The 14,339-nt window shown below is 62.5% G+C and carries 16 protein-coding genes and 1 tRNA gene; 7 read left to right on the top strand and 10 right to left on the bottom strand.

Features of this window, described 5'->3' with window-relative positions; genetic code table 11:
- Positions 1–31: 31 nt before the first annotated feature.
- Positions 32–292 carry a DUF3039 domain-containing protein gene (locus tag ACWTV3_RS09645; RefSeq protein WP_498478003.1) on the top strand — a complete coding sequence of 87 codons (261 nt, stop codon included), beginning with the start codon at positions 32–34 and terminating at the stop codon, positions 290–292.
- Here the strand turns inward: ACWTV3_RS09645 and ACWTV3_RS09640 are convergent.
- Positions 289–1,542 carry a nicotinate phosphoribosyltransferase gene (locus ACWTV3_RS09640; RefSeq protein ID WP_498478538.1) on the bottom strand — a complete coding sequence of 418 codons (1,254 nt, stop codon included), beginning with the start codon at positions 1,540–1,542 and terminating at the stop codon, positions 289–291. The two genes, ACWTV3_RS09645 and ACWTV3_RS09640, sit on opposite strands and share 4 nt — an antisense overlap.
- Positions 1,543–1,653: 111 nt before the next feature.
- Here ACWTV3_RS09640 and murI point away from each other — a divergent pair, with 111 nt between their 5' ends.
- From murI to ACWTV3_RS09620, 4 genes are all read left to right on the top strand, one after another.
- Positions 1,654–2,490 carry a glutamate racemase gene (murI, locus tag ACWTV3_RS09635; RefSeq protein WP_498478002.1) on the top strand — a complete coding sequence of 279 codons (837 nt, stop codon included), beginning with the start codon at positions 1,654–1,656 and terminating at the stop codon, positions 2,488–2,490.
- Between the two features lie 88 nt (positions 2,491–2,578).
- Positions 2,579–3,334, top strand: a complete 756-nt coding sequence (gene rph, locus ACWTV3_RS09630; RefSeq protein WP_486175492.1) for a ribonuclease PH — start codon at positions 2,579–2,581, stop codon at positions 3,332–3,334.
- Between the two features lie 3 nt (positions 3,335–3,337).
- The gene (rdgB, locus tag ACWTV3_RS09625) at positions 3,338–3,934 is read left to right on the top strand and encodes an RdgB/HAM1 family non-canonical purine NTP pyrophosphatase (protein WP_498478001.1); all 597 of its coding nucleotides are present in this window, start codon (positions 3,338–3,340) and stop codon (positions 3,932–3,934) included.
- Positions 3,935–3,980: 46 nt separating this feature from the next.
- Positions 3,981–4,526: a HEAT repeat domain-containing protein gene (locus ACWTV3_RS09620; protein WP_498478000.1), complete on the top strand. Its 546-nt coding sequence runs from the start codon at positions 3,981–3,983 to the stop codon at positions 4,524–4,526.
- A 26-nt stretch (positions 4,527–4,552) separates the two neighbouring features.
- On the opposite strand, the gene ACWTV3_RS09615 is transcribed toward ACWTV3_RS09620, so the two are convergent.
- Both ACWTV3_RS09615 and ACWTV3_RS09610 read right to left on the bottom strand, forming a co-directional pair.
- Positions 4,553–5,290 (bottom strand): DedA family protein, encoded by a 738-nt coding sequence (locus ACWTV3_RS09615; protein WP_498477999.1) that lies wholly within the window; start codon positions 5,288–5,290, stop codon positions 4,553–4,555.
- Between the two features lie 160 nt (positions 5,291–5,450).
- Positions 5,451–5,532 (bottom strand) — tRNA-Leu (locus tag ACWTV3_RS09610).
- A gap of 193 nt (positions 5,533–5,725) precedes the next feature.
- Here ACWTV3_RS09610 and ACWTV3_RS09605 point away from each other — a divergent pair.
- Entirely contained in the window at positions 5,726–6,742 is a 1,017-nt protein-coding gene (locus tag ACWTV3_RS09605; protein WP_498477998.1) for a TauD/TfdA family dioxygenase, read from the top strand.
- A gap of 23 nt (positions 6,743–6,765) precedes the next feature.
- Here ACWTV3_RS09605 and ACWTV3_RS09600 read toward each other — a convergent pair whose 3' ends face one another.
- The 5 genes from ACWTV3_RS09600 to ACWTV3_RS09580 form a co-directional block, all read right to left on the bottom strand.
- The gene (locus tag ACWTV3_RS09600) at positions 6,766–7,611 is read right to left on the bottom strand and encodes a hypothetical protein (protein ID WP_498477997.1); all 846 of its coding nucleotides are present in this window, start codon (positions 7,609–7,611) and stop codon (positions 6,766–6,768) included.
- A 108-nt stretch (positions 7,612–7,719) separates the two neighbouring features.
- Complete coding sequence (locus tag ACWTV3_RS09595) at positions 7,720–8,670, bottom strand: DUF2510 domain-containing protein (protein WP_498477996.1); 951 nt, start codon at positions 8,668–8,670, stop codon at positions 7,720–7,722.
- A 224-nt stretch (positions 8,671–8,894) separates the two neighbouring features.
- The gene (locus ACWTV3_RS09590) at positions 8,895–9,296 is read right to left on the bottom strand and encodes a roadblock/LC7 domain-containing protein (RefSeq protein WP_498477995.1); all 402 of its coding nucleotides are present in this window, start codon (positions 9,294–9,296) and stop codon (positions 8,895–8,897) included.
- A complete protein-coding gene (locus ACWTV3_RS09585) occupies positions 9,293–9,862 on the bottom strand; it encodes a GTP-binding protein (protein WP_498477994.1) in 570 nt (189 codons plus the stop codon). The genes ACWTV3_RS09590 and ACWTV3_RS09585 overlap by 4 nt, the downstream gene beginning before the upstream one ends.
- Before the next feature lie 193 nt (positions 9,863–10,055).
- The gene (locus ACWTV3_RS09580; protein ID WP_498477993.1) at positions 10,056–10,952 is read right to left on the bottom strand and encodes an EamA family transporter; all 897 of its coding nucleotides are present in this window, start codon (positions 10,950–10,952) and stop codon (positions 10,056–10,058) included.
- A 94-nt stretch (positions 10,953–11,046) separates the two neighbouring features.
- On the opposite strand from ACWTV3_RS09580, the gene ACWTV3_RS09575 reads away from it, so the two are divergent.
- Positions 11,047–11,547: a MarR family winged helix-turn-helix transcriptional regulator gene (locus tag ACWTV3_RS09575; RefSeq protein WP_498477992.1), complete on the top strand. Its 501-nt coding sequence runs from the start codon at positions 11,047–11,049 to the stop codon at positions 11,545–11,547.
- On the opposite strand, the gene xylB is transcribed toward ACWTV3_RS09575, so the two are convergent.
- The gene (gene xylB, locus ACWTV3_RS09570; protein WP_498477991.1) at positions 11,544–12,947 is read right to left on the bottom strand and encodes a xylulokinase; all 1,404 of its coding nucleotides are present in this window, start codon (positions 12,945–12,947) and stop codon (positions 11,544–11,546) included. The genes ACWTV3_RS09575 and xylB overlap by 4 nt on opposite strands.
- The gene (xylA, locus tag ACWTV3_RS09565) at positions 12,948–14,138 is read right to left on the bottom strand and encodes a xylose isomerase (RefSeq protein ID WP_498477990.1); all 1,191 of its coding nucleotides are present in this window, start codon (positions 14,136–14,138) and stop codon (positions 12,948–12,950) included.
- Positions 14,139–14,339: the final 201 nt, after the last annotated feature.

Here is a 14,339-nt window from a genome sequence, read left to right as displayed (position 1 = left end):
CGGCTCACCGCGACGGAAGTAGAATTGGCCCATGGCTGACACCGATATCACAGGCGGCGGAACCGACACTCTCGACCGCGAACTCGAAGAACTGCTCAACCAAGAGCAGGTTGAAGAGGGCGACCACGAGCGCTTCTCGCACTACGCCCCCAAGAACAAGATCATGGAATCGGCGCTATCGGGCAAGCCAATCCGTGCGCTCTGCGGCAAGCTGTGGACGCCCGGTCGCGACCCCGAGAAGTTCCCCGTCTGCCCGACCTGCAAAGAGGTCTACGAAAAGATGAAACCCTAGCGATACAGCGTGGGCAGCACGGGCTCGCCGCGAGAAAGCCGGAAGGCAGTCTGCGGCAGCTCGGCCATGGCATCCTCGCGGTGATCACGCGCAGCAAGCGTTCCGCCATCACCGAGCCACTGAGCATCTGCCGTTCCTGCCGTCATGAGCGGCACGATGAGTTCGCGCCCCTCTACCTCGGGCCGGGCATCCTCGGTCTGATAGATCAGTTCGGATGTCGCAACACCGTTTTCCATCGTGCGAATCGCCGCCTTGTGGCCGCCTACGGTCGCCTTGGCGGTGGACTTCTTAGCAACCGAAACCCATTCGCCCGCGTCGTTGTGGTGGGCAACAAGCTTGTAGACCATGCCGGCGGCCGGGTATCCCGAACCGGTGACGACCGAGGTGCCGACGCCGAACGAGTCAACGGGTGCAGCGCGCAACGCAGCAATAGCGTGCTCATCGAGATCGTTCGTGACGGTGATGCGAGTTTTTGTGGCGCCGAGCGAATCGAGCTGAGCGCGAACCGACGCAACCTGAGTGGCGAGGTCGCCGGAGTCGATCCGCACAGCGCCAAGCCCGGTGCCGGCCACCTTCACCGCGAGCTCGACGGCGTTCTCGACATCGTAGGTGTCGACGAGCAGCGTGGTCGAGGGGCCGAGCGCATCCACCTGGGCCCGAAAAGCTTCTTCTTCGGAGTCGTGCAACAGCGTGAACGAGTGGGCGGCAGTGCCCATCGTTGGTACGCCCCAACTGCGCCCTGCTTCGAGGTTGCTGGTCGCGCTGAAGCCCGCGATGTACGCAGCGCGAGCGGATGCCACGGCCGACCGTTCGCCCGTGCGCCGCGATCCCATCTCGGCGATGGGCCGCGCGCCGGCGGCAGACACCATGCGCGCAGCAGCGGATGCCACGGCCGAGTCGTAGTTCAGCACGCTGAGTGCGAGAGTTTCGAGCAGCACTGCCTCGGCGAAGGTGCCTTCGACGGTGAGCACGGGGGAGCCGGGGAAGTAGGCCTCGCCCTCGCGATACCCGCTGATGTCCCCGGTGAAGCGGTAGTTGGCAAGCCAGTCGATGGTCGTGGGGCTCACGATCGAATTGCGTGCCAGAAAGCTGAGTTCTTCGTCGCCGAAGCGGAACTCTTCGATCAGTTCGAGAAGGCGGCCAGTGCCAGCCACAATGCCGTAACGGCGGCTGTCGGGCAGGCGGCGGGCGAACACTTCGAACACACACTGGCGTTCGTGGCGGCCACTACCGATAGCGGCGTCGAGCATGGTCAGTTCGTATTGGTCTGTTAGCAGAGCGGTACTCACCCGACCAGCGTACGCGACAGTCTCTCACCGTTGGCGGGGAGTCTTCGGGCATCCACCACTACGATTGAAGGCGTGACTGATGCACCCATTGGCGTTTTCGATTCCGGAGTCGGCGGCCTCACCGTAGCCCGCGCCATCATCGACCAGTTGCCGCACGAGTCCATCGTTTATGTCGGTGACACCCTTCACTCACCGTACGGCCCCAAGCCGATTGCGGATATTCGCCGCTACGCCCTCGAGGTCATGGATCGCTTGGTTGATGACGGCGTGAAGCTGCTCGTGATCGCGTGCAATACCGCCTCGGCAGCGATGCTGCGGGACGCCCGGGAGCGCTACACGGAGGCCTACGGCATCGAAGTGGTCGAAGTGATCCAGCCCGCCACGAGGGCGGCAGTGCGTCAGACCCGCAATCGCCGTGTCGGAGTGATCGGCACCACAGGCACCGTCAAGTCGCGTGCCTATGAAGATGCCTTTGCTGCGGCATCCGACATCGAATTATTCACCCAGGCCTGCCCTCGCTTTGTCGAGTTCGTTGAAGCGGGAGTCACGACCGGGCCAGAAGTGCTCGCCGTGGCGGAGGAATATCTTGCACCGCTCAAGGCCGCCGAGATCGACACTCTCGTGCTCGGGTGCACGCACTACCCCCACATTTCCGCGGCCATTCAGTACGTGATGGGTCGCGAAGTAACCCTCGTCTCGAGCGCCGAAGAAACCGCCTACGACGTCTACAGCACGCTCGTGGCGCACAACCTGCTGCGCGATTCCACTGAGCCTGCCCGCCACACCTTCGAGGCCACCGGGTCAGACAAGCTCGGCTTCACGCGCCTCGCCTCGCGATTCATGGGTCCCAACATTGTGCGCGTCGAAACTTTTGACACTGGCGTGATTAGCCTGCCCACCTTCGATTAGCGAATCGGATGCTCCGCTGCCCCGGTGGCGAGCACTCGGCCTTCGCGCCCACCCCACACCCCAGATTTCACCGAGAGAGAGAAGACAGATGTCACGTCACGACGGCCGCGAAAACAACGAACTGCGCAAGGTCACGATCGAGCGCGGATGGAGCGACCAGGCTGAAGGCTCCGCACTGATCTCGTTCGGTAAAACCAAGGTGCTGTGCACGGCATCCTTCACGAACGGCGTTCCGCGCTGGATGGCAGGCAAGGGCAAAGGCTGGGTCACCGCCGAGTACTCGATGCTTCCCCGCAGCACGAACAGCCGCATGGACCGTGAAGCTGTCAAGGGCAAGGTCGGCGGTCGCACCCACGAGATTTCGCGCCTTATCGGTCGCAGCCTGCGCGCTGTCGTCGACATGAAGGCTCTGGGCGAAAACACGATCGTGATCGACTGTGACGTACTTCAGGCCGACGGCGGAACCCGCACGGCAGCGATCACGGGCGCGTACGTAGCTCTCGCCGATGCCATCGAGTGGGGTCGTGAGAAGAAGTTCATCGGCAAGAATTCGAAGGCTCTCTTCGACTCGTTGGCTGCCGTGAGCGTCGGAATCATCGATGGTGAGCCCATGCTCGACCTCGCCTATGTCGAAGACGTTCGTGCCGAGACCGACATGAATGTTGTCGTCACGGGCCGCGGTCTCTTCGTGGAGGTTCAGGGCACCGCCGAAGGCGCACCCTTCGACCGCCGCGAACTCGACTCGCTACTCGACCTCGCCGTCGGGGGAGCTGCCGACCTCACCGCCCTCCAGGTTGCCTCACTCGCCGAGGGCGCCCCCGGCTCCGCTGCAGCAGGCAACTAGCCAATGCGCATCGTTCTCGCCACCCATAACGCTCACAAAGTCGCCGAGCTGCGCCGTATTCTCGGCCCCGCTCTCGACGGGCTCGAACTCGTTACCTACGACGGTCCCGAGCCGGTCGAAGACGGCGACACTTTCCAGGCCAACGCGCTCATCAAAGCGCGGGCGGCAGCTGCCCACACGGGGTTGCCCGCGCTGGCAGACGACTCCGGAATTTGCGTTGATGCGCTGGGCGGCGCCCCCGGCATCCACTCGGCTCGGTATGCAGGAACGCGCAACGACGTCGACAACCTCGAGTTGCTGCTGACGAACATGGAGGGTGTGGATGACCGCGCCGCCCAGTTCGCGTGCGCTGCCGCCTTTGTGGTGCCCGGCGACGAGCCGCACGAGTTCGTGGAACTCGCACTCTGGCCGGGAACTGTGGCGCGCGAACGCAGCGGCTCAGAAGGCTTCGGTTACGACCCGATTTTCTGCCCCGACGGCCAGCCCGGCACCTCGGCAGATCTCACTTCTGATCAGAAGGATGCTCTCAGCCACCGAGCGCAAGCATTCGCGGCGATCATGCCGGTGGTGCGCACGCAACTGCTTGGCGACAAGCAGTAAAAGGCCAGCGGTCGAGCGGAGCGACACAACAACGTAGGGTTGAGGCGTGTCTGAACATGATGATCCCCACGCCGTTGACCTTGCTCTCCCTATTGCAGCCCGTATTGCGGCTGCCAGCGAGCGGCACGGCGAAGACACCGTAGTCGAACGCGCCGTCTCCCTCATCGAGGGCAACAATGAGGGCAAGGAGTTCTTGCTCGTCGTCGGTGGCGAGCATGCTCAGGGCATCCTCGATGGCGCTCCCGTGCTGTACTGGCCCGAACTGTGGGGCACGCGTGCGCTCTTGCACGCTTGGAACGATAGTGCTGCGGATGCCGTACGTGCCGCTCTCACTAACCAAGCGTGGCGTGTACGCGAAATGGCAACGCGTGTTGTTGCTACTCGTCGCGTCGACGCTCACGACGAACTTGTGGCGCTCCTCGAGGACGACACTGCTCGTGTTCGTGCGTCCGCGGCTCGCGCCCTCGGTACCGTCGGATCTCTCGATGACGTTGAAGTGATTTCGGCCCTCGTCAAGGATGAAGACATTGAGGTGCGTCGCGCAGCTCAGCAGGCCGTTACCGCTATTCGCAAGCGTTCGCCGAAGCCGTAACCTGCGCCGACCATCCGACCTCGTCGTTAGTCGTCGAGGTTCTGGTCGAAGTCTTTGCGTTTGAGCGCGAGTGCTTCAGCTTCGTCGTGATCTGTAGTGACGTCTTCGCCAGCTTCACGCGCCTGTTTCGCTTTCTGAGACGAGCGGAAGTAGTGGAATGCGGTGGGGATCACGGTGAGGGTGACTGCCGCCAGCAGAATCAGATCGATGTACTCGACGATAAAGTCGCTCAGCCAAGGGATGTAGCCCAAGAGGTAGCCCCCGAAAGTGAGGCCGGAACCCCACACGAGAGCACCGATCGCGTTGTAGAGCGAGTATTTGCGATAGTCCATATGCCCGACGCCGGCGGCGACAGGGGCGAACGTGCGAACAATCGGCACGAAGCGAGCCAGAATTACTGCAAAGCCCCCAAATCGGGCAAAGAAAGCGTTAGTGCGTTTGACGTTCTCGACGCTAAATAGCCCCGTCTCTTTGCGTTCAAAAACCTTAGGCCCGAGTTTGTGGCCAATGAGATAGCCGACTTCTCCGCCGAGGAACGCCGCAAGGCTGATGGCCAAACAGACCCACCAGATGTCGAACTCGATGACGCCGGCAAAGGTGAGAACGCCAGTGATGAGCAAGAGGGTGTCGCCGGGCAGAAAGAAGCCGACCAACAAACCTGTTTCGGAGAACACAATGAGGGCAACGCCCAGCAGCGCGAAGGCCCCGAAACCGTTGATCAGGTTTTGGGGATCGAGCCACGGTATGAGGGCTGTGCCTACCAAGAGGTTCTCCAGAATCGTCGGCTAGGTGCGCGTAGTCGGCGACAGTAGCTATGTACCTCACAGAGTAACGGGTGCTGAGGGGGCTTCGCTGTGGGGGATACCCCCGGATCTCGGCAGGAAGCTGACCACGCAGCCGCAGGGCGCTAGACGTCGTGTGTTGTGCGGAAGGCGGGACTTGAACCCGCACGCTCGAAAGCACAGGAACCTAAATCCTGCGTGTATACCAATTTCACCACTCCCGCTGGCCGGTCAATCTTAGCGCGAGATTGGGCAACCGCGAATCACCTATGACGTAGCTTCATTTTTGCTGTGCACGGCCCCGCCGACCCCGCAATCCTCGTGTTTTAGGGGGCGGAGGGTGTAATTTATGAAGTGTCTTCCCTATGGAGACAACGTCCGCGACTGCGCCTTCCCAGGGCCACCAAGAGCAACAGCTTGCGCAGCGCACGAAGCAAGGAGAGCGACATTACCGTTCACGAGCTCCAATCGAGCCTTTTCACTGTCGACGCAGCTATGGCTGCCGAGATTCGTACCGCTGCTGAGCGCATTACCGCGCACCCCAACGAGAACCCGGATGACTTCGGTCGCCAGGCGCTCGCTGCGGCTTTCAGCCTGCCTGAAGAGGTCCGTGCCGCTGTTCTGAATTTTGCTGAGGTTGGCTCTGACGCCGGCATCATGGTCGTGCGTGGCCTGTACGTCGATGAAGACCTCACAGACACCCCGCTGAACAACAAGAGCGGCCTCGGCGCTGGCACCATTTTTGCGAAAGAAATGGGAATGCTTGCCCACCTTCTTGGAAGCATGGTTGCTTACGAGGCAGAGGGCAACGGCCACCTCATCCAAGACATGGTCCCCAACCCCAAGCTTGCTGTAACCCAGCAGTCACAGGGCTCGAAGGTGGAGCTCGAAGCTCACACCGAGCAGTGCTTCTCTGACTTCAAGCCTGACTATGTCATCCTCGGTGCCCTTCGCGGCGACGAGAACGCCAAGACTTACGCTTTCTCGGGTCGCAAGCTGGTGGCAAACATGACTCCCGAAGAGGTTGCAAAGCTGCGCCAGCCGCTGTGGGCCACCACGATCGACGAGTCGTTCCAGCCGTACATTCCGAACCCGGATGACGTACGCGGGCCGTTCCCGATCTTGCGTGGGCCAGAAGACGACCCGTACATTCTGGTTGACCAGGACCTCATGCACGGCATCACGGCAGAAGCTCAGCGACTGCTCGCCAAGGTCGTCGACACCTACATCGAGCACCGCGATGCTCACGTGCTTCAGCCGGGCGATCTGCTTATGCTCGACAACCTGCGCGCCATGCACGGTCGTTCGATGTACGAGCCCCGCTTTGACGGCAAGGACCGCTTCATCGCTCGTGGCTTCGTTGTGCGCGACCGCCGCAAGCTCTGGCCTCAGCTGCTCGACGACCGCCGCACCCTTGCTGCGGTTCACAGCTAAGAGGCTCAGCGAAAGAAAGCTAGCTAGTTCGTTACGACGCGGGTCGTCTGCTCCGGCAGGCGGCCCGCGTTTGTGCGCTTCGGGGCAATAGCGAGGAAGAGTGCGGCCACCGCAAAGAGTTGCCCGGCGATGTTGAGAAGCATGCCGGGGCCTGCCGCATCCGCACCGCTGACGAAGAAGGTGTCGGCAAGTCCCATGCCCATTGAAAAGCCGGCGAGCCAATGGAGTCCAATGGCCACGCTGAGCATTGCGAACCCGACCGCAAGCGTGCCCCGCACGGTGATCACGTTGGCGAAGGTCGGCGAGACGAGAAGCAATGCGAAAGCGATCGTTGCCAACGGCCAGAAAACAGCCCACGCCCACGCAAACACGTCGAGAGGTAGCTCGCCCGCCGCGTCCATCGCAGCATAGATCTCATCGAGCGTCAGCCCGGGTGCCTTGTTGAGAGGGCTCCAGACGTAAATACTAACGATGCCGATGGCGATGACCGCGAACATTGCGGCGACAAACCCGACGCCCATGAGGAGCCGCGTCCGCCGTGAGAGCGGCGCGGTGCTCGGAGGATTGAGTTGGTGCAGGTTGTTGGTCGCCTCACCTGCTGGCATGTCCCGGGAGTGCGCCGCGCGAGCCATCCAGCAAGCCCGGATCGAGAATCCCGCCAGCACCGCTGCGAGCAGCAGGAGCACAAGCGCAAGCACTTCGACTGCTGCGTCTGCGGCCGCTACGGCGGCGGGAAGGTCTGTCGGGCCGTTGTCGAAGACGCTCAGTCCGCCGAAAAGGTATTGATTGGCTCCGAGGAGGGCAGAGCTCAGAAAAGCAGCGATGGCCCAGCGTGCGAACTGGGCGGAGGTCGACGGCAACGCAATCATTCGCACAGCCTAAGCGCGAAGCATCCGAAGTCAAGGATTATTCAGCCGAGAGGGCGAGTCGGGTAACTCACCCGCCCGCTCGGTTGCAAATCGTAACGACGGTGCGAACTACTTGGTGTGGCGGCCGCGCAAGCGAGCGAAGAAGCCGCGCGGGGCGGGTGCGGGGGCCGGAGCGCCCATTTCGTCGCTGGTGGCGCCCGGGAGCACCCGCAGGATGTTCATGAGGCTGAGCGCGGCGAGCAGCGAGTTCGCTGCGACCTGCTCGGTCTCGGCGATGGCGGAGAGTTCCTTTGCCGATAACGGTGCGTGGCTGAGGATGGATGTCATCCGCAGTTGGTCAGCATCGTGCGGGAGGCTCGTCATGTTCGGCCAGCGGCGCAGGCGGTAGCGAGCGCCATCGGTGAGCCACGGAGCTGCAGCGTGAGCGTAGGCGGTGGTGCCGATCATCCAGAGCAGAGGGTTCAGGTCGAAGCCTGCGCCGGTGGGCATGATGACTTCTTCGCGAACGTGGGTGCGGATGCTGATGTCGGTGGGGAACATCGGGAAGTCGACCAGTTCGGCCTTCCACCAGTACGCGCGCTCCGAAACGTCGATAACGAGCATTGGGAAGCTGGGCGAGGTGATGGCAAGAACCGTCGGCTGAGCGCTGCTTGCGGCCATCTTGATGGCTTCAGCAACCTGGGCCCACTCCGAGGTGATGGCCGTGAGATCAGTGTCGTCGTCGCTATCGCGGTAACCCACGGTGGGGTCTCCGGCGCTCGCGGAATCGACGGCGGTCTCTGCCAAAGGTGCTTCAAGCTCACGCAGGGTGCTGGCGAGGTTGAGCTCGGGAGCTGTCTCGCGGGCGGTTGTCGCGGATGCTGCGACGCGTTGAGGTTCTTCGTCGAACTCGACTTCGGCGGGGTCGGCAAAGTCGACGTCGACCAATTGGTGCACGAGCGGAGCGCGGGCGCCTGAGATCTCGTCGGTCCAGGTGTGGTTGTCCCACCAGCGCAGCTGAGGGAGGCCAAGCGGGTCGGGGTACCAGCCGGCGGGAATATTTGTTGTGTAAGTAGTCATCTTCACGCCTCCTGCGTGAATTCTGCTGCAATGCCGAGGGTGCACTGCGGTCAAGCTTTTTCGGGTAAAAATCCTCGAGGCAGGATGTGATCTGCGGGTTAGGCGGCGATCACACCTGTTCGTAGTTCCTGGTCCTACTGCGGGTTGTTCGGGTGGTGCGTGCTCTGGTTGTTCGGGTGGTGCGTGCTCTGGTTATTCGGGGTGAACGGGTGTCGGGTTTGGTTTTACTTCGCCATCAGCAAAGTGGTGAGCCTTCGCGCGGTACGCCGCGCGGCGGTCAATGACGTGCCGATGGTTGCTTTGTCGGTAAACAGGGCTGCGAGTACCAGCGGGTGATCTTCGACTCGCACCTGCACGACGTGGCCCTGTACGGCCGCGACGATCACAAACTCGTTGTCTCCGAGTCGCAATTCTCGAGCGACAGCATCGGCGAGAGCCTGGGTCGAACTGGCCATGCTCGCGAAACGATTGCTATCGAATTCTTTTCCCTCTACGTTCACGACGCTGAATCCATCCTCCGTGAGGAGCGAGGCATAGCGAAGAGACGGGGCAAGACTGCGGAGTCCACCGAGAGCGAGTTCGCCTCGGGAGACGTACTTGGGGTCAAGGTGGGTGACGATGCTCATCGTGCCCTCCTAGAAAGTGTTGGCGCGATCGCTTGCTTGAGCTCGACGTTGGCAACGAGAGTCATCAGCAGCACGGTCATGTCGGCATTAGAGCGGCCATCCACTGTGAACACGGGGATCATGACGTCGGGCATTTCGTCGGCTAGCGCGTTCGCGTATTCCTCAATGAGGGCGTTAGGCACGAGATCGGCGCGGGTGAGGCCGATGACGATTCCGCCACGCTCGTAGAGAGCGAAGAACTCTTTGACGTACTCGATGGCGGTCTCGACCGGGTTCTCGGCATCCGCATTGACGAGCAGAATGACGCCTTCGGCGCGTTCGGCCAGGATCTTCCACATGAAGTCGAAACGCTTCTGGCCAGGAACGCCGTAGAGGCGAACCTTCTCAGCTTCGTTGACGCTGATCTCGCCGTAGTCGAGAGCGACGGTGGTGGTGGCTTTCGCCGCTGCTGCTTGGTCGCTATTAGCGGCCTCGGTGCTCACGACTTCGATCTCGCTGAGGGCGCGGATGGCAGTCGTCTTTCCAGCGCCCATCGGGCCGGCAAATAGTATGACGTGTTCTGACATCTGATCCTCCCCCCAGGAGCTAGTTTTTCGGTTCTTGCTTACTGAAGCATGCAAGCCCCCGAAGCGGGGTAGTAGACCCCCGTTTGGGTGTCGTTCGAAATAGTCCGCATAAATGCTGACCAGAACGTTCTGTCTGTCCCCTCAAAACGTGCCGTGTTCTCGGGGGTTTCGGGCGTTTTTCTATACCAATTGTTTACTGGTCTCGAGCGTCGCGGGGGTGGCCGGCGGGCGCCACGAAGCGATTTCGGGGAGCGATTTGTGCCCCGACTATGGCGGCGAGCGCGAGGGCAAATCCAAGCAGTTGCAGCAGGCTGAAACGCTCACCTAAAAGCAGGGCGCCGAGCAGCGCCGCGGTGAGCGGTGAGAGCAGGCCAAGCACGGCGAGAGATGCAATCGGCACGATACGAATGCCGCGGAACCAGAGCGTGTACGCCACGATGCCGCCGACGATTCCGAGCCAGACATAGCCGGCAATCGCGGGGCCGGTGATGCTGCCGGGAATGCCTTCGGCGAGCAGGGTTATGGGCAGCAAGAAGAGCCCGCCCGCAGTGAGGAGCCAGCCTGCGTAACTGAGCGCAGAAACTTCCGGCGGCTTACCCCAGTGCTTGGAGAGGATCACGCCGAGAGCCATGGATGCGGTGCCGCCGAGTCCGGCGATTAAGCCGATGGTGTCGAGCTGGGCACTCGCTCGCAGCACGACGAGGGCCACGCCGAGGGCTCCGACGAGGCCCCACGCGACGAGCCGCCATGGGGTGCTCTGGCGCAGGATGACGACGATCAATAGCGCAACAATGAGGGGCTGGGCGGCGCCCAGAGTGGCGGCAACTCCGCCCGGCAGTCGATAGGCGGCGATGAAGAGCAGCGGGAAGAACGCCCCGATGTTGAGTACGCCAAGCACCAGTGACTTCCACCACCAGGCGCCCTGCGGGAGTTGTCGCGTGAGAGAGAGGGCGATCAGGCCGGCCGGGAGGGCGCGCACGAGGGAGGCGAACAGTGGATGCCCGTCGGGCAGCAGTTCGGTTGTGACGATGTAGGTCGTGCCCCACGCGATGGGTGCTATCGCGGTGATGAGGGTGTCGCGTACGTGCATTAGAAGTCCTCAATGTTCAACAGTTTAACGTTAAACAATCTAGAGGGTTATGCTGGAGCCGTCAAATAGTTCAACGTTGAAAGATCGAGAAACCATGACAGACAGCGTCGACCGCATCCTTGCCCAGTGGGCCAGTGTGCGCCCCGAGCTCGATGTGAGCGCCATGGGCGTGCTCGGCAGGCTCTCGCGCCTCACGCGGCTGCTCGAGCGAGCGCAAAGCGATGTCTTCGAAGCACACGGTTTGCAACCGGGGGAGTTCGATATCCTCGCCACTCTGCTGCGAACGGATGCCGGCCCACGCGGGCTCACTGCTGGGGCGCTCACCGACAGCGCGATGGTCACCTCGGGCGCGATCACCAATCGACTCGACCGCCTCGTGACCAAGGGACTCATCTCGCGCGAAACTGACCCCGAGAACCGTCGCACTATTCGCGTTGCTCTCACGCTTCAGGGCGCCGAAGTAGTCGAAGGCGCGCTCGCCGCCCACGTCGAGAACGAAGAGCGGCTACTGGAGTCGCTCGGTGGCGATGAGCGCGACCAACTCGCGACGCTACTCAGCGGGTTGCTGAGCGCGCACGAAAGCGATGCTGGCTAGACCGCGTAGCGTGCGTATTGTTCGCGAATGACGGGGCGGTGGTCGGATGCGGGCTCCGCGACGGTGGCGATAGTCCAGTCGGGGCGTATGCCGTCGAGCACCCACGCCGCCTGAGCTGCGGCACCGAGGGCGACGTATTCTCCGGGCTCGGGAACCACAACCGGCACGCCGAAGACCTGCGACGCGATCGTTGAGACCGCCGGATTGTGCGCCGCTCCACCGATGAGGAGGATGCGCTCGGCGGTGACTCCCTGGCGCACGAGAGCGTCGAGGCCATCCGCGAGACCGCACAACAGTCCCTCGATGGCGGCGCGCGCAAGTGACGGCCGGGTCGTGGAGGCGAGTGTCATGCCGAACAGGGTGGCCGTGGCATCCGGCAAGTTGGGGGTTCGTTCGCCTTCGAAGTAAGGCTGAAGAACGAGGCCGTGGGCCCCGGGCTCGGACTCGAGCGCGAGGGCGCCAAGTTCGGTGTGGTCCACGCCGAGGAGCGCGGCCGTGCTGTCGAGCACGCGGGCCGCATTCATGGTGGCAACGAGCGGGAGAAAGTTGCCGCTGGCATCCGCAAAGCCGGCGACGGTGCCCGTAGCGTCGGGGATCTGCGTGGTTGCGACAGCGAAAACGGTGCCACTCGTGCCGATCGACACCACGACGTCGCCAGCGCGGGCTCCGAGGCCCAGCGCCGCTCCGGCGTTATCGCCAGCGCCACAAGCCACAGAAATGGCGGTCGCCGCCGCGAGCGAGTCGGTAACCGTTCCCGCAGATTCGCCGGGCGCGACGATGCGGGGGAGTGTGATCACCGCGGCGTCACGGCCTAGGGCTGCGCCGAGAACTTCGAGATCGTACTCATTGGTTACCGAGTTGAAATAGCCGGTGCCGCTCGCATCCGAACGGTCGGTCACGAGCTCCGTCAGTTCAGGATTCTCGGGGCCGAACCCACGCAAACGCCACGTCAGCCAATCGTGCGGCAAGCACACTGCGGCAATAAGCGCGGCGTTCTCGGGCTCGGCATCGCGCAACCAGCGCAGCTTCGTTGAGGTGAACGATGCAACCGGCTTCGAGCCAGTGCGCTCCGCGAGGTCGGGAAACTCCGCGCTGAGGGCATCGGCCGCGGCCGCAGAGCGGGTGTCGTTCCACAGCAAGGCTGGGCGGATGACCCGGCTGGCGGCATCCAACACGACCATGCCGTGCTGTTGGCCGCCGACCGAGATCGCGGAGACGTCATCCAAGCCACCCGCTTCGGTGATGGCCTCGCTAAGGGCCACCCACCAGGCGTTCGGATCAACCTCGGTGCCGGCCGGATGGGAGGCGCGGCCGGTGCGCACGAGCGCACCAGTCGCGGCATCCACGATCACGATCTTGCAGGACTGGGTTGAGGAGTCGATCCCCGCGACGAGGGTCATTTAGCGAGCGCCCATGAGGTGCTCGGTTGCGAGCTGCTGCAGGCGAACAAAGCCGAAGCCCTTGCCGTTGAAGTAGGCCTCGTAGTCGAAGTCTTCGTACGAAGCGCGGTCTGCCAGCAGGTCGTCATAGCTTTCATTCTCGCCGAGAGTGTTCTCGGCCAGTTCGAAGACGCGCGCTGCTTCAAGAGCTTCTTGCACTTCGGGGTCGGCGCGGAACGCCGCGGCGCGCTCCTTGAGCAGCAGGTAGGTGCGCATGTTGGCGGCAGCGGAATCCCAGACGCCGGTCTCGTCTTCGGTGCGGCTCGGCTTGTAATCGAAGTGACGCGGGCCCGTGTAGCTCTGGCCGCCGTCGGGGCCACCATTTTCGAGCAGGTCGACGAGTGAGAACGCGTTGTGCAGGTCACCGTGACCGAAGACGAGGTCCTGGTCGTACTTGATTCCGCGCTGGCCGTTGAGGTCAATGTGAAACAGCTTGCCTTGGTACAGCGCCTGAGCGATTCCCGAAGTGAAGTTCAAGCCAGCCATCTGCTCGTGGCCAACTTCGGGGTTCACGCCGAACAGTTCGGGGCGTTCAAGAGTTTCGATGAACGCAATGGCGTGGCCAACGGTCGGCAGCAAGATGTCGCCGCGGGGCTCGTTGGGCTTGGGTTCAATAGCGAAGCGGATGTCGTAGCCCTTTTCGGTGACATAGTCACCAAACAGGTTGAGAGCTTCGCGGTAGCGCTCCAGGGCGGAGCGCACGTCTTTTGCGGAGTCGTACTCTGCGCCCTCGCGGCCGCCCCACATCACGAAGGTCTTGGCTCCCAGCTCTACGCCGAGTTCGAGCTGACGCATTGCCTTCCGCATGGCGAAGCGGCGAACACCGCGGTCATTCGAGGTGAATCCGCCGTCTTTAAACACGGGCGCACTGAACAGGTTGGTGGTGACCATCGGAACAACGAGGCCGGTGTCGCTCAGCGCTTGCTTCAGGCGGTCGATCTGCTTCTGGCGTTCGGCATCCGTGGACCCAAAAGCGAAGAGGTCGTCGTCGTGGAAGGTGAGACCGTAGGCGCCCAGTTCGGCGAGCTTTTCGACGCCGTGAACGACATCGAGGGGGGCGCGAGTGGGGCCACCGAAGGGGTCGGCTCCGTTGTAGCCGATAGTCCAGAGCCCGAAGGAGAACTTGTCGGCGGGGGTGGGTTGTGTAGGCATTGAGGCGCTCCGTTGACAGCATTGGCAATAAGTTATTGAGAACAACATACTTCGGTAACGCCGAGACGTCAATCTCCGCCTGCACAACGAAATCCCCGTATTTACGGACTTGAGGCGTCAATGTGGCGAAACTTTGCGAAAGTTGTTGCATTCAACGTATGAAGCAATATAAGTTCGCTCTATCAACAAAACGGGGCGCCT

The organism is Salinibacterium sp. AL4.1, assembly GCF_059767305.1.
Note: the sequence above shows the minus strand (reverse complement) of the source record. Positions and strands in the feature narration are given on the sequence as shown.